This window comes from Ramlibacter tataouinensis TTB310, assembly GCF_000215705.1.
In the GTDB taxonomy this organism is placed as follows: Bacteria; Pseudomonadota; Gammaproteobacteria; order Burkholderiales; family Burkholderiaceae_C; genus Ramlibacter; species Ramlibacter tataouinensis.
In genome coordinates, this window is the sequence record NC_015677.1 from 1458163 (window position 1) to 1477339 (window position 19177).

Here is a 19177-nt window from a genome sequence, read left to right on the forward strand (position 1 = left end):
GGTGCTCAGTCGACCTTGGCGCCCGATTCCTTGACGATCTTGCCCCAGCGGGCGATGTCGTCGCGGATCAGCTTGCCGAACTGCTCCGGCGTGCTGCCCGCCACCTCGGCGCCCTGGTCGCCCAGCTTCTTGCGCAGCTCGGGGTCCTTCAGGGCCTTGTTGATGTCGGCGTTGAGCCTCGCGACGACCTCCTTGGGCAGGTTGGCCGGACCCAGGATGCCGAACCAGGTGACGGCCTCGAAGCCGGTGTGGGTCTCGGCGATCGCAGGCACCTGCGGCAGGTCGTCGACACGCCTGGACGAAGTCACCGCGATCGGGCGCATCTTCCCGCTCTTGATATGGCCCAGCAGGGTCGGGATCGAGGACCAGTAGAGCTGCACCTGGCCGCTGATCACGTCGGTGGCGCCCTGCGCCGCGCCCTTGTAGGGGATATGGGTGAGCTTGATGCCGGCCGCCCGCTGGAAGGACTCGGCGGCGAGGTGCGCGACCGTGCCGTTGCCCGAGGTCGCGTAGTTGATGCTGCCCGGCTGCGCCTTGGCCGCCGCCGCCACGTCGGCCAGGCTCTTGTAGGGCGAGTCGGCGCCGACGACGATCACCAGCGGGGCGCTGGCCACCAGGCTCACCGGGGCCAGGTCCTTCACCGGGTCGTACGGCAGCTTCGGATACAGGGTGGGGTTGATCGCCAGGTTGCTGGTCTGCCCCATCACCACGGTGTAGCCGTCGGCCGGCGCCTTGGCGGCGGCGTCCACGCCGAGGTTGCCCCCGGAGCCGGGCCGGTTCTCCACCACGAAGGTGTAGCCGGAGCCCGCCACCTTGTTGGCGACCTCACGGGTGATCAGGTCCGTGCCGCCGCCGGCGGGGAAGGGCACGATCAGCCGGACCGGCTTGCTCGGCCAGGCCTGCGCATGGAGGCTGCCGGCGAGCGCCAGGCCGGCGGCGGCGGCGAACAGGGAACGACGGGAAATCTGCATGGTTTGTCTCCGTGGTGGGCGCCATTGCGCCGGGTGCCCGCACTCTAGGCGCGAGTTGCGGACAGTACAATGGCGTTTCGTACAGTGAACCAGGGTGCAGGATGCGCAACCCAGCCAGGCAAGGGACGGGCGAGCAGGACGGCGGGGTCATCGCGGTCACGCGCGCACTCTCGCTGATGGAAGCTTTCGCCGTGGGCGAGGCTACGCTGTCACTGGCCGAGCTCAGTCGCCGTGCCGGGATGCACAAGACCACCGCCTTGCGGCTGGCGCGCACGCTGGCGCTGAGCCAGTACATGGTGCAGGCCGACGACGGGCAGTGGCGGCTGGGCCCGGCGGCCGGCTGGCTGGGCGCCCGCTACCAGGCGGGCTTCGACGTCAACAACGTGGTGGAGCCCGCCTTGCACCAGCTGGTGAAGGAGACCGGCGAAAGCGCGTCCTTCTACGTGCGCGAAGGCGACATCCGCTCCTGTGTCGCCCGGGTCGAGGGGCCGCAGTCCGTGCGGCACAACGTCCGCATTGGCGAGCGACTGCCGTTGAACAAGGGCGCCCCCGGCCGCGTGATCCTGGCCTTCAGCGGCGCCAAGGGCGAACCGTACGAATCCATCCGCGAACGCGGCTGCCACATCTCCATGGGAGAGCGCGAAGCCGAGGTGTCCAGCGTCGCCGCGCCGGTCTTCGGGCTGAACTGGCGGCTGCTCGGTTCCATGTGCATCTCCGGGCCGAGTTCCAGGCTGACCAAGGCCAAGCTGGACAAGCACGCCAAGCACGTCATCCGTGCCGCCAACCAGCTGTCCTATGCGCTGGCGGGGGACCGGTCGGCGACGACCCCCGCCGCCGTTTCGCGCTGGCATCCCGGATGAGGCCCAGGCTAGAGTAGCGCCATGACCTGGAACGCTTCGAATCCATGACGACCATCGCTCCCGACATCGTTCGCGCCTTCGCGCCCACCGGCCGCCTGCGGGCCTCGATCAACACCGGCAACCCCATCCTGGCGGCGCCCGACGCGGCCACCGGGCTGGCCAAGGGCGTGTCCGTGGACCTGGCGCGCGGCTTCGCGCAAAGGCTGGGTGTGGAGCTGGAACTGGTGGTGTTCGACACCGCCGGCAAGTCGGTGGACGCGGTCGGCCAGGAGCGGGCCGACATCGGCTTCTTCGCGATCGACCCCAAGCGGGGCGAAGGCATTTTGTTCACGCCGCCCTATGTGCTGATCGAGGGCTGCTACGCGGTGCGCGAAGCCTCGCCGCTGCGCGGCAACGACGAGGTGGACCGGGCCGGCACGCGCGTGATGGTGGGCAAGGGCAGTGCCTACGACCTGTACCTCAGCCGCGAGCTGAAGGCCGCGGAGATCCTGCGCGCCCCGAGCTCCCCGGCGGTGGTGGCGTATTTCCTGGAGCAGGGTGCGGACGTCGCCGCCGGCGTGAAGCAGCAGCTGGAAGCCGACGCGGCGCGCCTGGGCGGCCTGCGCCTGCTGCCGGGGCGCTTCATGGTCATCCAGCAGGCCATGGGCTGCCCGCGCTCGCGCGGCGAAGCGGCGGCCGCGGTGCTGCGCGCGTACGTCCAGGAGATGAAGGCCAGCGGCTTCGTGCGCGAGGCGCTGCAGCGCCACGGGATCGGCGGCGCGACGGTGGCGCCCTGAGCGTCACTGCGCCTGCGGCAGCGGCTCGCCGGGCCCGACGCGCTCCACGATCAGCCCGTAGTGCTCGGGGCGGCGGTGCCGCGCGAAGTCGAAGACGTTCTTGCGGAAGGCCGCGGCCAGGTCCAGGTCGGCGTTGACGCAGAGGACCTCGTCCTCCTCGGTGCTGGCCTGGGCGGCGATCTCGCCGGTGGGCGCCACGATCACCGAGCCGCCGATCATGTGGAAGCCGTCCTCGCGCCCGCACTTGGCCGCGGCCGCCGCCCAGACGCAGTTCTGGTAGGCGCTGGCCTGCAGCGTGATCAGGTGGTGGTGCATGCGCAGGTGCACCGGTTCGTCCCAGTGGATGTTCTGCGAGGGCGTGTTGTAGCCCAGGACCACCACCTCGGCGCTCTGCAGCGACATCACGCGCCAGGTCTCGGGCCAGCGGCGGTCGTTGCACAGGGCCATGCCGATGCGCGCGCCCATGGCGTCCCACACGCCCCAGGGCTTGTCGCCTACGTCGAAGAACTTCTTCTCCAGGTGCTGGAATGGCGCGTCGGGCTTGTGCTCGCTGTGCCCGGGCAGGTGCACCTTGCGGTACCTGCCCACGATGTTGGCCTGCTGGTCGACCAGGATGGAGGTGTTGTACGGCCGGCCCTCGGGCGAGAGCTCGGCGTACCCCAGGTAGAAGCCGATGCCCAGCCGCCTGGCCTCGTCGAACAGCGGCTGCACCTGCGCGTTGGGCATGGTGGGCTCGAAGAAGCGGGCCTGCGCCTCCTCCTCGCTCATCCAGTAGCGGGGGAAGAAGGTGGTCAGCGCCAGCTCGGGGAAAACGACCAGCCGCGCGCCGCGCGATTTCGCCTCGCGCATCATCTCCACCAGCCGGGCCACCACGGCGGCGCGGCTGTCCGACAGGTGCACGGGGCCCATCTGCGCGACGGCCAGTCCCAACTTGTTCTTGCTGCTCATGTGCTCGAGTCTCCCGGGTCCAAGACGGCTGCCATGATGCCGCGTGCGCGTCGCCGCTTCCGTCGGCGGCGGGCAGCGGGGGGCTGGCCCCGCCGCCGGGCCACGGCCCGCCAGGCCGCACCGGTGCTGGCGATCCGCCCCGGTGGACCGCGTCCGGCGATAGCCACCGGTTATGAACCCCCGCCTAAATTTGATGGGGCGGCCCGGCCTGCAGCACGTGGCCCAGCGCCGTGAGCAGGCGCCTGGCCAGCACCGGCATCGGCTCCAGCCGCGACGACACGGCCCAGATGCCGACCGAGGCCGCCGGCTCCACCGGGCGCACCACCATGCCCGGGGCCAGCGCGGGCGGCAGGCTCCATTGCACGACCAGTGCCGCGCCCAGGCCCTGCTGCGCGAAGGCGATGGCCGTGACCGGCGAATGCACCTCGATGGCGGCGCCGGCCTGCGCCTGCGGGCCCATCCATCCCGCCAGCACCCGCCCGAGCGGGGCGCTCGGCGGATAGGCGATCCAGGGCGTGCCCTGCAGGTCCTGCGGCCGCACCACCGGCCGGTCCGCCAGCGGATGGTCGCCTGGCAGCAGGCACACCAGGCGGTCGCGCCCCAGCTCCGCCGCCTTCAGGTTGGCATGGTCCGGCGCGACCATGGAGATGCCGATGTCGGCGTCCCCGGTGACGAAGCGCGCCGCGAGCTCGTCGTAGGTCACGTTGCGGCAGGACAGCTGCGCGCCGGGGTTGCGCCGCACCAGGCGCTGCAGCGCCAGCGGCAGCAGGCGCTCGCCGTAGCTGGCGCTGGCGACCACGCGCAGGCTGCCGGCGCCGCTGCGCGCCAGGTTGCGCGCCAGGTCGTTGACGCGCTCCACACCGCGGTACAGGCCTTCCACCTCGGTGAACAGGCGGCGCGCTTCCGGCGTGGGGGACAGGCGGGTGCGCTGGCGCTCGAACAGCTTGAACCCCAGCCGGCTCTCGGTCAGGGCCAGCATGCGGCTGATCGCCGGCTGCGATACATAGAGCATGCGGCCGGCGGCGCTCACCGAGCCGGCCAGCATGACGGCGCGGAACACCTCGATCTGCCGCAGGTTCAGCCCGCGGCGCGGGTCGCTGCCGCCTTCGTCCTGCGCGGCCAGCCCGTCTTCTTGCATTGGTCACCTCCGGCCCATAACAGCCGCTTATTGTCTGCGCACATGAAGGTATGGGGCGTTCCGGCGGGCCCTGGCTATTCTCGCGAAGGCTCAACTCTCCACCTGACGACACCATGCCTACAACCCAACTGACCCGATGGCTCGCCGGCCTGGCCGCCGCGGTGTCGCTGTGCGCCGCGGCGCCCGCCCGGGCCGAATGGCCCGAGCGCCCGATCAGCTTCGTGGTGCCGTCGGCCGCCGGTGGCTCGCCCGACGTGCTCTCGCGCGTGATCACCAACGAGCTGGCCAAGATCCTGAACACGTCCGTGGTGGTGGAGAACAAGCCGGGCGCGGCCGGCAACATCGGCCTGATGCAGATCATCAACAAGCCCGCCGACGGCTACACCATCGGCTACGGCAACGTGAACACGCTGGCCGTCAACCGCGCCCTGTTCAAGAAGCTGCCCTACGACGTCGACCGCGACCTGGCGCCCGTGGCGCACGCCTTCGACCTGTACAACGTGCTGATCGTGCCGGCCAACTCGCCGTACAAGACCGCCGGCGAGCTGATCGCGGCGGCCCGCAAGACGCCCGGCAAGCTGTCGTTCGGCGCTCCCGGGGTCGGCACCACCGGCCACATGAGCGGGGAGGTGTTCCGCTCCATGGCCAAGATCGACGTGCTGTACGTGCCCTACAACGGCGGCCCCGCCGCCCTGCAGGACCTGATGGGCGGCCGCACCGACTTCCTGTTCGCCAACAGCTCGGAGGTGGTGCCCCTGGTCGCCGGCGGCAAGGTGCGGACGCTGGGCGTGACCAGCCTGAAGCGCCTGCCGCTGCTGCCGGAAGTGCCGACGCTGGACGAGGCGGGCCTCAAGGGCTACGAGACCGTGGCCTGGGGCGGGGTGGTCGCCCCGCGCAACACGCCCAAGCCGGTGATCGACAAGCTCAACGCCGCCATGCAGCAGGCGCTGAAGACGCCGGCCGTGCGCGAGGGCCTGGCCCGGCTGGGCGCGGTGCCGGCCGGCGGCAGCCCGGAGCAGTTCAAGCAGATGATCGACCGCGAGACCGCCCGCTGGGCGACGATCATCGAGAACGCCAAGATCGAGAAGCTCGACTGAACGTGGACGCCGCAGTCAAAGGCGGCCGCCTGCTGCTGGCGGGCGGCCTGGTGGTCGACGGCAGCGGCGCGCCACCCCGGCGCGCCAACGTGCTGCTGGAAGGCGACCGGATCGCCGCCGTCGGTCCGTCCGAGAGCATTCCCAGCGGCGTGCCGCGCATCGACGTGTCCGGCCGGGTGGTGGCGCCGGGCTTCATCGACTCGCACACCCACGACGACGGCTACCTGCTCGCGCACCCGGACATGAAGCCCAAGGTGTCGCAGGGCATCACCACGGTGGTGACGGGCAACTGCGGCATCAGCCTGGCGCCGCTGGTGCGCCAGGCCCTGCCGCAGCCGCTGGACCTGCTGGGCCCGGCCGAGCTGTTCCGCTTCCCGACTTTCCGCGGCTGGATCGAGGCGCTGCGCGCGTCGTCCGCGGCCGTCAACGTGATCCCGCTGGTGGGCCACACCACCTTGCGCGTGAACGCGATGCAGGACACGCAGCGCGCCGCGACGCCGCAGGAGATCGAGCAGATGCGAGGCCTGCTGTCGGACGCGCTGCAGGCCGGCGCCTTCGGCATGTCCACCGGCACCTTCTACCCGCCCGCGGCGCATGCGCCTACCGAGGAGATCATCCAGGTGGGCCAGCCGCTGCGCGCGCACGGCGGGCTGTACGCCACCCACCTGCGCGACGAGGCCGACCAGATCGTGTCCGCGATGGACGAGGCGCTGGAGATCGGGCGGGCCCTGGACTGCCTGGTGGTGTTCTCGCACCACAAGCTGGCCGGCGGGCGCAACCATGGCCGCTCGGTGGAGACGCTGGGGCTGCTGGAGCATGCCGCGCGCCTGCAGCCCGTGTGCCTGGACTGCCATCCCTATCCCGCCACCTCGACCATGCTGCGGCTGGACCGCGTGCGCATCGCGCAGCGCACCCTGATCACCTGGTCGGGCGGCTACCCGCAGGCGCAGGGCCGCGACTTCGCCGACGTGCAGCGCGAGCTGGGGCTGGACGACGAGCAGACCCTGCAGCGCCTGTCGCCCGCCGGCGCGATCTACTTCCTGATGGACCCGGCCGACGTGGAGCGCATCATGGCGCACCCGTTCGGCATGGTCGGCTCCGACGGCCTGCCTTTCGACAAGCACCCGCATCCGCGCCAGTGGGGCACCTTCACCAACGTGCTGCGCACCCTGGTGCGCGAGCGGCAGGTCCTCTCGCTGGAAGCGGCCATCCACAAGATGACGGGGCTGGCGGCGATGTACTACGGCGTGCCGGACCGCGGGCTGCTGGCGCCGGGGCACAAAGCCGACGTGGTGGTGCTGGACGCCGCCCGCGTGACCGACCGCGCCACCTTCGAGCAGCCGATCCAGGCCAGCGAGGGCATCGAGCAGGTGTTCGTCAACGGCCAGCGCGTCTGGGACGGCGAGCGCACCACGGGCGCGCTGCCCGGGCGCGTGCTGGCGCGGAGCAGCGGTCGTGCGTGAGGCCGCTGTTGGCCAGGGCCTGCTGGGCATCCTGGGCGGCATGGGGCCCTTGGCCGGCGCCGCCTTCGCCGCCCGCCTGGTGGCGCTGACGCCGGCCGGGCGTGACCAGGACCACGTGCCGGCGCTGCTGTGCAACGACCCGCGCATCCCCGACCGCTCCAGCGCGCGGCTGGGGCAGGGCGAAGACCCGCTGCAAGCCATGCTGGCGGGCCTGCGGCTGCTGGAGCGCGCCGGCGCCAGCCTGATCGCGATCCCCTGCAACACGGCGCACCTGTGGTACGAGCAGATGGCCCGCCGCACCCGGGTGCCGCTGCTGCACATCGTCGAGGCGGTGTGCGATGACCTGGAGCGCTTGGGCGCGCGAGATCCCATCGGCCTGATGGGCACGCCGGCCACGCTGAAGCTGGGGCTGTACCAGGAGCCGCTGCGCGCGCGGGGGTACGAGGTGATCGTGCCGGACGAGTTGGGGCTGGCGCAGTGCGTGGCCGCCATCGCGGCGGTAAAAGCCAACCGGCCAGCCGAGGCCTTTGAGCCTGCGGCAGCCTGCATCCGCGCGCTGGTGGCCCGCGGTGCCCGGGCCGTGGTGCTGGGCTGCACGGAGCTGCCGCTGGCCGTGCCCCACGACCGGCGCGACGAATTCGGCGCCGTGCTCACCGACTCCATCGATGCATTGGCCCGCGCGGCGCTTGCGCGCTGTGGCCGTGAGGCTGCCGTGCCGGCCACGGCCTAGAAGCTGTGTCTTCCTCCCTCTCCCTCCGGGAGAGGGCAGGGGTGAGGGCGCCCGGCGGCGAGCAGTCAACCGCCCCTGAACAGTGCGGCGGTAAACCCGCGCGCCTACCAGCTGCGGGCTTTGTCCTTGTACTTAGCACCTACACCGCGCTAGGCTGGCGCAGCTTGATGCAGGCGTGACAACGACTTAGAAGGCCGGTCACCACCTCAACGCCAAGCGGCGCGGTTTTATCTCGCAGGTGCCCTGCATGCACATCTGCGAGATTTCAGGTCGCGATTGATCAGAGCTGAATAGAGCGAGGGGAGGACGAAAAATGCAGACAAGTCAGGCATTTACGACGTTTAGCGCGTCGGTTTTATCCCGCACCTGCGTGATATCAGGTTCGCGCCTGCAGTCGACATTACGTTAGACCGCACGAACGGAGCCGGCCCTGGCAAGACATATGATTGCGAGATGCCGTACGACGAAAGCCACTTCGAGTCTGTGAGACAGGAGGTCCGCCGGCATTTGGAGGACACTGAGACTTCTAAGCTCGCGCACTGGGGAGCGGCTGCAGTATATGAGCGCACGCACAAGCTCTTTATCGGCCTGCCGGCGCTGTTGCTGTCACTGCTCCTCACTTGGCTCCTATCTTCAGACACCAAGGCTTTTCTTTCGGCAGACGACGGGTGGAAATCGTTCGCGAACAGCCTCCCGGTTGTACTGAGTTTGGTTGTCTCTGTTCTAAGCGGCTTGGGCGCTTTTCTCAACCTTAACGACTTGGCGGGAAAACACCGAACCGCTGCTGAGAATCTGCACGCGTTGTGGCGAGACTGTCGAAACTGGGACACTGACTATCCAGACGCGTCCATGTGTGAAAAGGCAGTGCAAACTGTTCAAACCTACAGGCAGCGATTGAATGAGATCAATCGTGACTCTCCGCAAATCCCGAAATGGGCTTGGAAGAGCGTCAGGCCCCAGCGCTTGGAAGGCTCGACACAATATGAGTCGGACAAGAATGCCTGACCGATACTTCGTCCCGGGAGTGCGGTCTAACAGGTCGTTCGACGCGGACACGCAGCGGCATTGCGCCGGGAAGGGTGCTGGTGAGCGTACGCCTCGCGGCGCAATGCCGCTGCGTGCCGGTCAACTCCGACGTTAGAGGTCAGACATGCTCGAGAACATGCGTGCAGTCAGCAATCCGCTTTCGATCATCGCCATCTTTGCAGCCCTCGCGGAGGTTGCAGGCACAGTGGTTCTGGCACTCGTGGACAAAACGATCCAGGGAACGTTCGTCTGGTTCGTCATGTTGTTTCCGATTCTGATAGTCGTTCTCTTCTTCTTGACGCTGAACTTCAACCCGAAGGTACTGTACGCACCCAGCGACTTCCGAGACGAGGACAACTTCCTACAGACGATGCTCGGTGCGAAGTGGATCGAAAGCAGCCTGACAAAGATCGACACTCAGATTGAAGAGGCGAAGCAAGCCATCGCCGAGGAAGCAAAGCGTCGGATCGGAGCAACAGCCGCCGAAAGTAACGCCAAGCTTCAGTCCATCGTGGACAGGTACCTGAAAACCATTCAGGAGAGTGTCGAGTCCACTCGCGAAACTGCGGTGGATCTGAACATCATGTCTTTCGACAAGCTGCCGCACTCCGCGTTTCAGGCGAAGATCATGCATATCCTCCGAACGAGGAACGACTACGTGCCCCTCTCGGAAATCTCGAACATCACAAAGATGGGGGAGCAGGCCACAAGGCGGTCCTTGGAGAAGCTGCAAGGGAGGAAGATTGTCGAACCCAACTCCGATGCAAGTGCGTTCAGGCTGGCAGACCTCTAACAGCCCAGTTAACGCGGACGTCCACGCGGCCGGCTTTCGCCGGCCTATGGGCAGCCGGTTACTTCTACGTTAGACGCCGTGAAACGAGCGCTCCTGGCAATCCTGACCTTCGGGTTCTCGCTGAGCATCTTGGCTCAGGGTAAGCCATTCGCCGGGTGGCTCCTCAATCCGTCGCGGCCTGGCGGAGCGTCTATCGAGGTCTGGGCTGATCCGGCAAATCCAAAAAACTTCACGTGGCGCCTGGTCGCGGCTGGCGGTGCACTGCTTGCGGAGATGAAGCAGCCCGATGTGCCTCGGGGACTCACGGTGAACCTCGGGCAGTGCAAAGTCTCAGGGCTTCTACGTCAGGATGTTCTGGCGCTCGTGAAGCATCGCAAGGGAGAGGAGTGGTCGCCTGATGTCAGATCTGTGTGGGTGGCTGATCCGGACGCGAGGGCCTTCGTTCCGCACAACCCCAGGGGGGTGGCTTGCCACAACGAGGGGTATGGTGTCTAACGAGTCAATCGACACGGGTTCTCGCAGCGGGCTTGCCCGCCTATGGCCGTCGGTCATTTCCGACGTTATAGCTCATGAGTAACACCTCGCTCAAGATGAGGATCGCAGCGGAAGCCAACTCGCTTCTTGCAGGTCTCGAGGAGCCAGACCCCACGCGGTGGCTTTCTTTCTCAAGGCATCTGAAGCTCGCTGTCGGGTCGTTGGAGAAGTTGACCCGCTCACAACGGGACGCCGGAAGCGAGCTAGCCTCTCGCCTTGAGTGTCTCTTCTGGGACTACCAGGAAGGGCTTCAGGCGAACGCCAGCGACGATCTTAGAAGTGTGCAGGAATGGATTGCCAGCGTTCCGGACTGAGCCCTAACATGTCGTTCGAGCGGACGGCCTATGGCGGCCGCTCACCTACACGTTAGGGCTCATGGAAAGCCGTTTCGATCCAGCTCTTGCCCGGAAACTCCTGGTACCGTACGTAGAACAACTGCGTTCGCGTGGGTACACTGACCTGCGCGAAAAGGTCACACGCGCAGAGCAGGAGACTTTTGAAGTCAGGGCGCCAGACGGCACGCTCTACCAGTTCGAGATCCTGTTCCATTGGGATGACGAGGCAAATGGGGACATTCGGGTGATCGCCTCAGCCTTTCATGATCCACGCGGTGATATGGTCAACGACGGCTTTGTCCTTTCGCCGGACGGCAAGTTCCTTGGCGACGTGAGGGCACAGGTGGACGAACTTAGGCAATTCGCGCAAGACCGGTCTCTAATCTCTCTTCGCAGAGCGGGAGTCGATGAGAACAAGATCCAGGGTTTTGTTCTGGGATCATCGGATCGGCTCGTCCTACTTCAGTACGTCTACGACTTCAATCTCGACGGATTGATGGTGCTGCGCACCGAGGACATCTCTGAAGTCACTCGGTCGAAGACAGACGCATTCCAGGAGCGGCTCTTGGCGGACGAAGGGCTTCTCTCTCGTGTCCCGTTCGACTACTCTGTCGACCTGAGTAGTTGGGGCAGCGTGATCGCGGGCCTAAGCGGCCTGCATCCGTTGCTGATTCTGGAATGCGAGCTGATGGAAGAACCGGACTTCATCGTCGGCCGGGTTCTGGAGATCGGAGCGAATGACGTGACTGTGAGGTACTTCACCGGCGCGGCGAATTGGCTGGAGGAGCCCGTCAAGGTCCGGTATGACGACATCACCTCCTGCCAAGTGAACACCAACTACGTGAATATCTATCAAAGGTACTTCGAGCGAAATGCGCCCTAACAGCCCAGTCGACACGGACGTCCTATCGGCGGGCTCTGCCCGTCTACTGTCCGCCGGTCATCTCCAACGTTAGGGCGCTATGGAGGTTGTGCACTATGCGACCGACTCTCCGTGCGTAGGCAACATGAAGTGCCTCGCGTGCGAGCGCGTCACGCCCGCGTGGCAATCGAGTGGCATGGGCGAAAGCTTCCCGCATTTCTATTGCGACACGTGCTCGAGTGTGATTCATCGCGAACAGGACAAGGAGCTTGTCGATCCTGTCGAGCCATCGCAGCAGCTACTTGACCAGATCGCTACAGCGCTGCCGAATTGCCCGTGCGGTGGGCGCTTCAGACCAGGCGCCAATCCAAAATGTCCTCATTGCAGGGCCGAGTACAAGCATCCTTGGAGTCCGGTGCAGCGCCTTACTCTTCCGCACGTGATCCTCCTCGACGGCGCTTGCCTCATTCGAGACCGGCTGTACTCGTACCAGGTTTCCATCGGGTCAAAGGCGAAGTATTGGTTGCGCGTCGTCCGTAGGGCTCTCGCATGAGGCAGGGCCCTAACAGTTTGTTCGAAACGGAAGCCCAAGGGCGGCCGTGCCTGCGACATCGTATTCCTTGGCCCCTAGTCAACACCGACGTTCGAGGAGGCATCGTTGCAAACCCTGAAACACCCCTACCGACCGAAGCCCTGGACCATGGCGCTTGCGTCCGCGTTCTTCGGCGCTATCGCGTTCTTCATGGGACGCGAGGCGATGCTGAATGACCGCGGACTCGTCATCAATAGGCTCATCCACCTGGGTCCGGACGGGGCCACCCTCTTCTACTGGTGCATCGCCGCCACCGGCGCTGCGTTCGTGGCGGTGGGAGTCCCCGCATTCATCATGGGCCTGGTCTCCTCCCACCACGTCACCGTGACGGCCACCGAGATCTCCGCACCCAGGTTCGGATTCTCCCGGGCAGCTACGGTGGTGAAGCTTGCCGACGTCCGGCACGTGACCCTGCAGGCCGTCCAGAAGCAACGGTTCCTCAACGTCATCCACGCGAACGGAAAGCTCACCATCACCGAGTCCTTCCTTCCCAACCGGGCCGCCTTCGAGGAGCTGTGTTCCGCGATCGCCAGTCGTGTTCCGGTGCGGCCGCAGGGCTGAGCCTTTCTACCCGAGTGCAAGATGAACCCAACCGACGCCAAGAACGAGTACCTCGTGATCTCCCGCGGGCAGTGGGACGCGGGTGCGTCGAAGCAGGACGTCCAGCGCGCCATTGACGAGTTTTACGACTGGTTCGAACGCAACCAGAAGCTGGGGCGGATGAAGCTGGGCAGCCGCCTCGCCAACGAAGGCAAGCTGGTCTCCAAGTCCTCGGTCACCGACGGTCCTTTCGCCGAAACCAAGGAAGTGATCGGCGGCTTCTGGTTCATCGTCGCCGGCAGCTTGGATGAGGCCGCGGCACTGGCTGCCCAGAACCCCTGCATGGCCTTCGGGCTGTCCTATGAGGTTCGCCCACTCGAGGGCGAGCGCGCAGTCGCCACTTCGGTCACCAACGAAACCCCTGCTGCGTGGCGCTAGTGCTGCGCTCGCAACCGCAAGCGGCGCGGATTACGTCACTCGGCGGCTTCCAGTTCACGCTGGATCTCCGCCTTCAGCGCCATCAGCGCGGGAGCGAGTTCACGCACCACTGCCGCGAACGGCTCCGACGTGGTCAGGCTCACGTTGAGCGCGTAATGGGAGCGCTGGAACACCAGCGGCGTCGCCACGGCAACGACCTCGGCCTGCCATGAAGCCGCGCAGTAGCCTTGGCGCTGGACCTCCTCGACCGCCTCGGTGAGCGCCGGCCCCAGCTCCGCCCACTGAGTGCGCCGCACATAACGGAAGTGCGCCAGCAGCGCCTTGCGCTGCGCCTCGGGCGCGCTCGCCAGGTAGGCCCGTCCCAGCGAGGTCAGCTCCATCGGCACCCGCTGGCCGGAGACCACCGTGCGCAGCGAAGGCCGGCGGTTGTAGCGGATCGATTCCAGGTACACCATCTCGTCGCGGTCCGGGGCCGCCAGCCCAACGTTGACCCGCCGGGCCTCGGCCGTGGCGCGCATGCGCGGTGCGGCGATCCCCAGCACCGTGGAGCCGCTGCGCATCGCCTGGGCCAGGCTGAGGACGGCAGGGGCGAGCCGGTACGCGCGGCTGCGCGGTTCCACCTGCAAGAAGCCGGCGCCAACCAACGTCTGGGTCAGCCGGCTGACCGTCGAGCGCGACAGTCCGGTGCGCTCGGCCAGCTCCGCGTTGCCCAGCAGTTCGGATCCGGGCCGGAACGAGCGCAGCACCTCCATGCCCCGCTCCAGCGAGCGGTTCGCAGGGGAGCGGCCCGGCTTTTCGGCCAGGGGCGCCCGGGTTCGGGAGGACGGCGCGGACACGACAGGGCAGTGTAGCCAGTTCCACTGTTTGGAATTCATGGGACGCCAAGCCGGGCCCGTCTCCCTAAGCTGGCGGTCCGCCGGCGGTGCGGCCGTCACGACCAGATCCCAGGAGACAACCCATGAACCTTCTCTCTCGCGGCGTTCCCACGCGCCTTGGCGCCGTCTTCGCGGCGTTCGCCTTCGCGGCCTCCACCGCGCTCGCGGCCTTTCCCGACCGGCCCGTGAAACTGGTCGTTCCCTTTGCCCCTGGCGGCGGCACCGATGCCATCGCCCGTGCCTTGGGCGTCGGCCTGTCCCAGGCGCTCGGCCAGCCCGTGATCGTCGACAACAAGCCGGGCGCCGGCACCATCATCGGCAGCGATCTCGTGGCCAAGAGCCCACCCGACGGCTACACGCTGGTGGTGGCCACCTTCGCGCATGCGGTGAACCCGAGCATGGTGGCCAAGCTCCCGTTCGACACGCAGAAAGCGTTCGCCCCGGTGGTCCTGCTCGCGCGCGGGCCGAACCTGCTGGTCGTGCGCGCGGACAGCCCCCACAGGTCGGTGGCCGACGTGCTGGCCACCGCCCGCGCCCAACCCGGCAAGCTCACCTATGCCTCGCAGGGCAATGGCACCTCCGCGCACCTGGCCGGCGAGATGTTCACCAACCTCGCGAAGGTGCAGATGACGCACGTCCCGTACCGGGGCGCCGGCCCGGCCCTCACCGACCTGCTCGGCGGCCAGGTCGACATGATGTTCGCCACCGCGGCGGCGGCGTCGCCGCAGCTCGCCAACGGCAAGCTGCGCGCGCTCGCGGTCACGACGCCCCAGCGCGCGGCGGCCCTGAAGGACGTGCCGGCCATCGCGGAGACCATCCCCGGCTACGCGGTCGAGAGCTGGTACGGGCTGTTCGCTCCCGCGGGCACGCCGGCCGACGTGATCGCCAAGCTGCATGCCGCGGCCAGGAAGGCGGCCGACAGCGCGGAGTTTCGCAGGATGATGGAACCGGAAGGCCTCACGGTCAGCGCCGGTGGCCCCGCGGAGCTCGACGAGTTCGTGCGCTCCGAGACCAGCCGCTGGGCCCGGATCGTGAAGGAAAACAACGTGAAGGCCGATTAAGGTCAGCCAAGGCAGGCAACCCGATGGACTATTCCCTGATCCAACTCCAGGTCTCCGAGGGCGGCATCGCCACGCTGACCCTCAACCGCCCCGACAAGCGCAACGCGATGAGCGACGAGATGCGCGGCGAGTTCATCCACGCCCTGGAGCGCGTCAGCGCCGACAAGGCCATCCGCGCGCTGGTGCTCACGGGCGCCGGCAAGGGCTTCTGCGCCGGCGGCGACATCGCCGGCATGGAGCGCCGCTTGAACGCCCCGGCGGGCGAGGTCGGCTTCAACGGCTGGCATCGCCAGCAGCGCGTGCACCACACGCAGGCGCTTCTGCACACCCTGCCCAAGCCGGTGATCGCGGCCGTGAACGGCGCGGCCTCCGGCCTGGGCGCCGACACCGCGCTGGCGTGCGACTTCATCATCGCCAGCGAGTGGGCCAGCTTCACCTGGTCCTACATCCACCGGGGGATCATTCCCGACGGTGGCGGCATGTACTTCCTGCCGCGCCGCATCGGCCTGCCCAAAGCCAAGGACCTGATCTTCACCGGCCGCAAGGTGGAGGTGGACGAAGCGCTGGCCCTGGGCATCGTGGACCGCAAGACCGGCGCCGACCGCCTGCTGGCGGACGCCCAGGCCTGGGCGGCTGAGCTGGGCAGGGGCTCCGCCACGGCGCTGGCGCTGGGCAAGACCATCCTCAACCAGAGTTTCGAACTCCCGGCGCAGCAGGTCTTCGCTCAGGGCAGCCAGGCCCAGGGCATCTGCTACACCAGCGCCGAGCATCGCGAATCGGTCATGGCCTTCCTGGCCCGATCCGGCGGCAGGCAGTGATCCCGTGGACGCCATCTCCCGACTCCTGAAGCCCCGCAGCGTGGCCGTGATCGGCGCCTCGGGCGATCCCGCCAAGACCGCCGGCCGGCCGGTGTCCTACCTGGTCAAGCACAGCTTCTCCGGCGAGATCTACCCGGTCAACCCCAAGATCGACCGCATTGGCGACCTGCGCTGCTACCCCGACCTGGCCTCGCTGCCCGCCGTGCCGGACGTGGGCATCGTGCTGCTGGGCGCCGAGCGCGCGCATCTGGCGGTGCGTGACCTCGCCTCACGCGGAGCCGCGGCCGCCATCGTGCTCGCCAGCGGCTATGCCGAGACCGGCGAGGAAGGCGCGCGCCGGCAGAAGCAGCTGCTGGAAGCGGCGGGCTCCATGCGCATCCTCGGGCCCAACACCATCGGCCTGGTGAACCTGACCGACAGCATCGTGCTGTCGGCCACCGGCGCGCTGGAGATGGACCATTTCCCCGTGGGTTCCATCGGTGTCGTGTCGCAAAGCGGCGGCATCCTGGGCTCGCTGCTGTCGCGCGCGGCGGCGCGCGGCATCGGCCTGTCCAAGCTGGTGTCCACCAGCAACGAGGCGGACCTGGAGCTGGCGGACTTCATCGCCGCGCTGGCCGATGACGAGGCGACCCGGGTGATCGCGCTGTATGTCGAGACCGTGCGCCATCCAGGGAAATTCCGCGCGGCCGCGCTGAAGGCGGCCCGGGCCGGCAAGCCCATCGTGGCCTTCAAGATCGGCCGCTCCGAAGCGGGCGCCCAGGCGGCGGTGTCGCACACCGGCGCGCTGGCCGGCGCCGACCGCATGTACGACGCGCTGTTCCGCCAGTGCGGCGTGATCCGGGCGCAGACCTTCGGCGACCTGCTCGACATCCCGGCGGCGCTCGCCACGGGCCGCCAGCTGCGCGGCAACCGCGTCGCCATCCTGACCTCCACCGGAGGCGCCGGTACGCTGGTCTCGGACAGCCTGGGCGTGTCCGGCTTCGACACGCCGGCGCCCGACGCGCGGACCGCGGCGGCCCTGCGCGCCCTGCAGACCGGCGACCATGCGGCGCTGGACCGGAACCCCATCGACGTCACGCTCGCCGGCCTGCAGCCGGACCTGCTGCGCGGCGCCATCCAGGCCTTGCTGGCCAGCCCCAGCTACGACGCGCTGACCGTCATCGCCGGTTCCTCCAGCCTGGCCATGCCCGAGCTGATGGCCGGCGCCATCCGGGACTGCCTGCCGCTGTCGGACAAGCCGGTGGTCGCCTACGTCAGCCCGCATGCGCCGGAGGCGGCGGCGCTGCTCACGCAATGCGGCGTGCCGGCCTTTGCCGCCCCCGAAAGCTGCACGGCGGCGCTGCGGGGCCTGCTGCACGCGGGCCAATGGCGGGCACCCGTGGAAGAGGGCGTGGGCGAAGGGTCTGTCGTGGTCGATGACCTGCCTGCCGGTCCGCTGGACGAGGCGCAGGCCAAGCAGCTGTTCGCGCGCTTCGGCGTGCCCTGCGCCCGCGAGGTCGTCGTGGAGACGCCCGGCCAGGCCGAACGCGCCGCCCGCGAGCTGGGCGGACGGGTCGTGCTGAAGATTCTCGCCGGCGAGATCACGCACAAGAGCGACGTTGGCGGCGTCGCGGTCGACCTGACCCCGGAGCAGGTTGACGCGCGAGTGTCGGCCATGGCGGAGGAGGTCGAGCGCAAGGCCAGGGTGCGTCCACGGCGCTTCCTGGTCCAGGAGCTGGTGGCCGGCGGCACCGAGCTGATCCTGGGCATGCACTGCGATCCGCTGGGAACGGCCATCCTGCTGGGCATGGGCGGCGTCACCGCCGAGCTGTTCAAGGACACGACCCTGCGCCTGCTGCCCGCCCGCGGTGGCCTGAGCCGGGAAGAGGCGCTCTCCATGGCGCGCGAGCTCAGGACCTGGCCGCTGCTGGACGGCTTCCGGGGCCGCCCCAAGGCCGACGTCGAAGCGCTCGTGACGGCGATCGTCGCCTTCTCGCGCATGGCGGCGCAGCTGGGCGAGCGGCTGGTCGAGGCGGAGATCAACCCGTTGTTCGTGCTGCCGCAGGGCCAGGGCGTGCGTGCCGCCGACGGCGTCGCGGTGCTCGCGCGCTGAGGACGGGCATGGCAGCGTCTCAGCTCGCCCGGTAAGCCCGCGCCCTCAACCGCGCCGCCGCCTCGTTCACGAACGAATCCAGTGCCGCCAGCCGGTGCTGCGCGTTCCAGGCCAGCACCCCCGTGGTCGATGCCTTCATGCCCCGGATGCGCACCAGTCGCGCCCCGTCGATCCCGGCCCGGCCTATGGTTTCGGGGACCACGGCCACGCCCATGCCGGCGGCGACCAGCGCCACCACGGTCAGCCACTGGCGCGCGGCGTGGCGGGTGCGCGGGTGGATGCCGGCCTGGCTGAAGACCGCGGTGACGTTGTCGTGGTAGGCAGGCGCGACGTCACGCGAGAACATCACGAAGGTCTCGTCCGCCAGCTGCCGCAGGTCGACGGACCTGGCGCTGGCCAGCCGGTGCGTCAGCGGCAAGCAGCACACCAGGGAGTCGTTCGGCAGCGGCAGCGTCTCCAGCGGGGTGGGCAGGATGCCGGCATTCAGGAAGCCGGCGTGCAGCTGCCGGTGCAGCAGGGCGTCCACCTGCTCGTTGGTCGACATCTCGCGCAGGTTCACCTCGATGCCCGGGTGCCGGGTGTTGAAGCCGGCAACGATGCGCGGCATGTCGCGGTAGATCATGGAGCCGGTGAAACCCACGTCCAGCCGGCCGCGCATGCCGGCCGCCACCGAGCGCGCCGTCTCGGCCGCCGACGCCACCCGCTCCAGCACCCCACGGGCCTCCGGGAGAAAGGCCGCGCCGGCCGCGGTCAGCGCCACCTGCTTGCTGTTTCGCTCCAGCAGCTGGACGCCCAGTTCCTCTTCCAGCGCCTTCAGGGCCGAGCTCAGGGGCGGTTGGGTGATGGACAGGCGTGCCGCCGCCCGGCCGAAATGCAATTCTTCGGCGAGCACGATGAAGTAACGCAGCAGGTGGATCTTCATCGCGCCATCATGGCGCAGCGGCCGGCTACCTGTTTCTATCCTCGATCCGCTGCTGGATGAAGCCCAGGACCAGCCACAGGAAGATCAGGGGACCGAACGCACCGCCGAGGAAATCGCCGATCTCGTTCCCCGGCATGGTGCTCGCCAGGCTGGTCCAGCGGGCGCCGTGCAGCACGAACGCCCAGAAACCCAGGTAAGCGAAGCTGATCAAGGCCCCGACGCCGAGCCATACTTTTTCCATGGTTTTCTTCTCCCTGAGCCGGCATGCTGCCACAACGCCGCGCCTTTGGCATCAGGGATGGGGGC

At 68.1% G+C, this 19177-nt stretch carries 21 protein-coding genes; 15 read left to right on the plus strand and 6 right to left on the minus strand.

What is annotated here, in order from left to right; genetic code table 11:
- Positions 1–5: 5 nt before the first annotated feature.
- Positions 6–971 (minus strand): Bug family tripartite tricarboxylate transporter substrate binding protein, encoded by a 966-nt coding sequence (locus tag RTA_RS07145; RefSeq protein WP_013900715.1) that lies wholly within the window; start codon positions 969–971, stop codon positions 6–8.
- Positions 972–1072: 101 nt separating this feature from the next.
- Between RTA_RS07145 and RTA_RS07150 the strand changes: the two genes are divergently transcribed.
- Together RTA_RS07150 and RTA_RS07155 are read left to right on the plus strand one after the other, a co-directional pair.
- Positions 1073–1831, plus strand: coding sequence for an IclR family transcriptional regulator (locus tag RTA_RS07150; protein WP_013900716.1), 759 nt, complete (start codon positions 1073–1075; stop codon positions 1829–1831).
- A 44-nt stretch (positions 1832–1875) separates the two neighbouring features.
- The gene (locus RTA_RS07155; protein WP_013900717.1) at positions 1876–2607 is read left to right on the plus strand and encodes an ABC transporter substrate-binding protein; all 732 of its coding nucleotides are present in this window, start codon (positions 1876–1878) and stop codon (positions 2605–2607) included.
- 3 nt (positions 2608–2610) lie between these two features.
- Here RTA_RS07155 and RTA_RS07160 read toward each other — a convergent pair whose 3' ends face one another.
- Positions 2611–3555 (minus strand): N-carbamoyl-D-amino-acid hydrolase, encoded by a 945-nt coding sequence (locus RTA_RS07160; protein ID WP_013900718.1) that lies wholly within the window; start codon positions 3553–3555, stop codon positions 2611–2613.
- Positions 3556–3739: 184 nt separating this feature from the next.
- The gene (locus RTA_RS07165; RefSeq protein WP_013900719.1) at positions 3740–4693 is read right to left on the minus strand and encodes a LysR family transcriptional regulator; all 954 of its coding nucleotides are present in this window, start codon (positions 4691–4693) and stop codon (positions 3740–3742) included.
- Between the two features lie 113 nt (positions 4694–4806).
- On the opposite strand from RTA_RS07165, the gene RTA_RS07170 reads away from it, so the two are divergent.
- From RTA_RS07170 to RTA_RS07205, 10 genes are all read left to right on the plus strand, one after another.
- Positions 4807–5790, plus strand: coding sequence for a Bug family tripartite tricarboxylate transporter substrate binding protein (locus RTA_RS07170; protein WP_041675152.1), 984 nt, complete (start codon positions 4807–4809; stop codon positions 5788–5790).
- Positions 5791–5792: 2 nt separating this feature from the next.
- On the plus strand, positions 5793–7253 hold the full coding sequence (locus RTA_RS07175) for an N-acyl-D-amino-acid deacylase family protein (RefSeq protein ID WP_013900721.1): 1461 nt from the start codon (positions 5793–5795) through the stop codon (positions 7251–7253).
- Positions 7246–7983 (plus strand): cysteate racemase, encoded by a 738-nt coding sequence (cuyB, locus tag RTA_RS07180; RefSeq protein WP_013900722.1) that lies wholly within the window; start codon positions 7246–7248, stop codon positions 7981–7983. The genes RTA_RS07175 and cuyB overlap by 8 nt, the downstream gene beginning before the upstream one ends.
- 453 nt (positions 7984–8436) lie before the next feature.
- On the plus strand, positions 8437–8988 hold the full coding sequence (locus RTA_RS21440; RefSeq protein ID WP_143762923.1) for an SLATT domain-containing protein: 552 nt from the start codon (positions 8437–8439) through the stop codon (positions 8986–8988).
- Between the two features lie 145 nt (positions 8989–9133).
- Positions 9134–9802, plus strand: a complete 669-nt coding sequence (locus RTA_RS19705) for a V-type ATP synthase subunit E family protein (protein ID WP_013900723.1) — start codon at positions 9134–9136, stop codon at positions 9800–9802.
- A gap of 569 nt (positions 9803–10371) precedes the next feature.
- On the plus strand, positions 10372–10650 hold the full coding sequence (locus RTA_RS20645; protein WP_143762925.1) for a hypothetical protein: 279 nt from the start codon (positions 10372–10374) through the stop codon (positions 10648–10650).
- A 61-nt stretch (positions 10651–10711) separates the two neighbouring features.
- Positions 10712–11554: a hypothetical protein gene (locus RTA_RS07195; protein WP_013900724.1), complete on the plus strand. Its 843-nt coding sequence runs from the start codon at positions 10712–10714 to the stop codon at positions 11552–11554.
- Positions 11555–11678: 124 nt separating this feature from the next.
- Positions 11679–12086: a hypothetical protein gene (locus tag RTA_RS21525; protein WP_498365958.1), complete on the plus strand. Its 408-nt coding sequence runs from the start codon at positions 11679–11681 to the stop codon at positions 12084–12086.
- 105 nt (positions 12087–12191) lie between these two features.
- Positions 12192–12686 (plus strand): hypothetical protein, encoded by a 495-nt coding sequence (locus RTA_RS07200; protein ID WP_013900726.1) that lies wholly within the window; start codon positions 12192–12194, stop codon positions 12684–12686.
- Positions 12687–12707: 21 nt separating this feature from the next.
- Entirely contained in the window at positions 12708–13103 is a 396-nt protein-coding gene (locus RTA_RS07205) for a YciI family protein (protein WP_013900727.1), read from the plus strand.
- Positions 13104–13138: 35 nt separating this feature from the next.
- On the opposite strand, the gene RTA_RS07210 is transcribed toward RTA_RS07205, so the two are convergent.
- Positions 13139–13978 (minus strand): IclR family transcriptional regulator, encoded by an 840-nt coding sequence (locus RTA_RS07210; RefSeq protein WP_143762926.1) that lies wholly within the window; start codon positions 13976–13978, stop codon positions 13139–13141.
- Positions 13979–14061: 83 nt separating this feature from the next.
- On the opposite strand from RTA_RS07210, the gene RTA_RS07215 reads away from it, so the two are divergent.
- Genes RTA_RS07215 through RTA_RS07225 form a run of 3 tightly spaced genes read left to right on the plus strand, consistent with a single transcriptional unit; the run spans position 14062 to position 17949 of the window.
- A complete protein-coding gene (locus RTA_RS07215) occupies positions 14062–15039 on the plus strand; it encodes a tripartite tricarboxylate transporter substrate binding protein (RefSeq protein ID WP_013900729.1) in 978 nt (325 codons plus the stop codon).
- A gap of 23 nt (positions 15040–15062) precedes the next feature.
- Complete coding sequence (locus RTA_RS07220; protein WP_013900730.1) at positions 15063–15857, plus strand: enoyl-CoA hydratase/isomerase family protein; 795 nt, start codon at positions 15063–15065, stop codon at positions 15855–15857.
- Positions 15858–15861: 4 nt separating this feature from the next.
- Positions 15862–17949, plus strand: coding sequence for an acetate--CoA ligase family protein (locus RTA_RS07225; protein WP_013900731.1), 2088 nt, complete (start codon positions 15862–15864; stop codon positions 17947–17949).
- 19 nt (positions 17950–17968) lie between these two features.
- On the opposite strand, the gene RTA_RS07230 is transcribed toward RTA_RS07225, so the two are convergent.
- Together RTA_RS07230 and RTA_RS07235 are read right to left on the minus strand one after the other, a co-directional pair.
- Positions 17969–18871 carry a LysR family transcriptional regulator gene (locus tag RTA_RS07230; RefSeq protein ID WP_013900732.1) on the minus strand — a complete coding sequence of 301 codons (903 nt, stop codon included), beginning with the start codon at positions 18869–18871 and terminating at the stop codon, positions 17969–17971.
- Between the two features lie 25 nt (positions 18872–18896).
- Positions 18897–19112 (minus strand): hypothetical protein, encoded by a 216-nt coding sequence (locus RTA_RS07235; RefSeq protein WP_013900733.1) that lies wholly within the window; start codon positions 19110–19112, stop codon positions 18897–18899.
- Between the last annotated feature and the right edge of the window lie 65 nt (positions 19113–19177).

What these genes read in the sequence shown, in the direction of transcription:
- RTA_RS07145 (WP_013900715.1), bottom strand. Translation starts at nt 971, where the DNA reads ATGCAGATTTCCCGTCGTTCCCTGTTCGCCGCCGCCGCCGGCCTGGCG.
- RTA_RS07150 (WP_013900716.1), top strand. Translation starts at nt 1,073, where the DNA reads ATGCGCAACCCAGCCAGGCAAGGGACGGGCGAGCAGGACGGCGGGGTC.
- RTA_RS07155 (WP_013900717.1), top strand. Translation starts at nt 1,876, where the DNA reads ATGACGACCATCGCTCCCGACATCGTTCGCGCCTTCGCGCCCACCGGC.
- RTA_RS07160 (WP_013900718.1), bottom strand. Translation starts at nt 3,555, where the DNA reads ATGAGCAGCAAGAACAAGTTGGGACTGGCCGTCGCGCAGATGGGCCCC.
- RTA_RS07165 (WP_013900719.1), bottom strand. Translation starts at nt 4,693, where the DNA reads ATGCAAGAAGACGGGCTGGCCGCGCAGGACGAAGGCGGCAGCGACCCG.
- RTA_RS07170 (WP_041675152.1), top strand. Translation starts at nt 4,807, where the DNA reads ATGCCTACAACCCAACTGACCCGATGGCTCGCCGGCCTGGCCGCCGCG.
- RTA_RS21440 (WP_143762923.1), top strand. Translation starts at nt 8,437, where the DNA reads ATGCCGTACGACGAAAGCCACTTCGAGTCTGTGAGACAGGAGGTCCGC.
- RTA_RS19705 (WP_013900723.1), top strand. Translation starts at nt 9,134, where the DNA reads ATGCTCGAGAACATGCGTGCAGTCAGCAATCCGCTTTCGATCATCGCC.
- RTA_RS20645 (WP_143762925.1), top strand. Translation starts at nt 10,372, where the DNA reads ATGAGTAACACCTCGCTCAAGATGAGGATCGCAGCGGAAGCCAACTCG.
- RTA_RS07195 (WP_013900724.1), top strand. Translation starts at nt 10,712, where the DNA reads ATGGAAAGCCGTTTCGATCCAGCTCTTGCCCGGAAACTCCTGGTACCG.
- RTA_RS21525 (WP_498365958.1), top strand. Translation starts at nt 11,679, where the DNA reads ATGAAGTGCCTCGCGTGCGAGCGCGTCACGCCCGCGTGGCAATCGAGT.
- RTA_RS07205 (WP_013900727.1), top strand. Translation starts at nt 12,708, where the DNA reads ATGAACCCAACCGACGCCAAGAACGAGTACCTCGTGATCTCCCGCGGG.
- RTA_RS07210 (WP_143762926.1), bottom strand. Translation starts at nt 13,978, where the DNA reads ATGAATTCCAAACAGTGGAACTGGCTACACTGCCCTGTCGTGTCCGCG.
- RTA_RS07215 (WP_013900729.1), top strand. Translation starts at nt 14,062, where the DNA reads ATGAACCTTCTCTCTCGCGGCGTTCCCACGCGCCTTGGCGCCGTCTTC.
- RTA_RS07220 (WP_013900730.1), top strand. Translation starts at nt 15,063, where the DNA reads ATGGACTATTCCCTGATCCAACTCCAGGTCTCCGAGGGCGGCATCGCC.
- RTA_RS07230 (WP_013900732.1), bottom strand. Translation starts at nt 18,871, where the DNA reads ATGAAGATCCACCTGCTGCGTTACTTCATCGTGCTCGCCGAAGAATTG.
- RTA_RS07235 (WP_013900733.1), bottom strand. Translation starts at nt 19,112, where the DNA reads ATGGAAAAAGTATGGCTCGGCGTCGGGGCCTTGATCAGCTTCGCTTAC.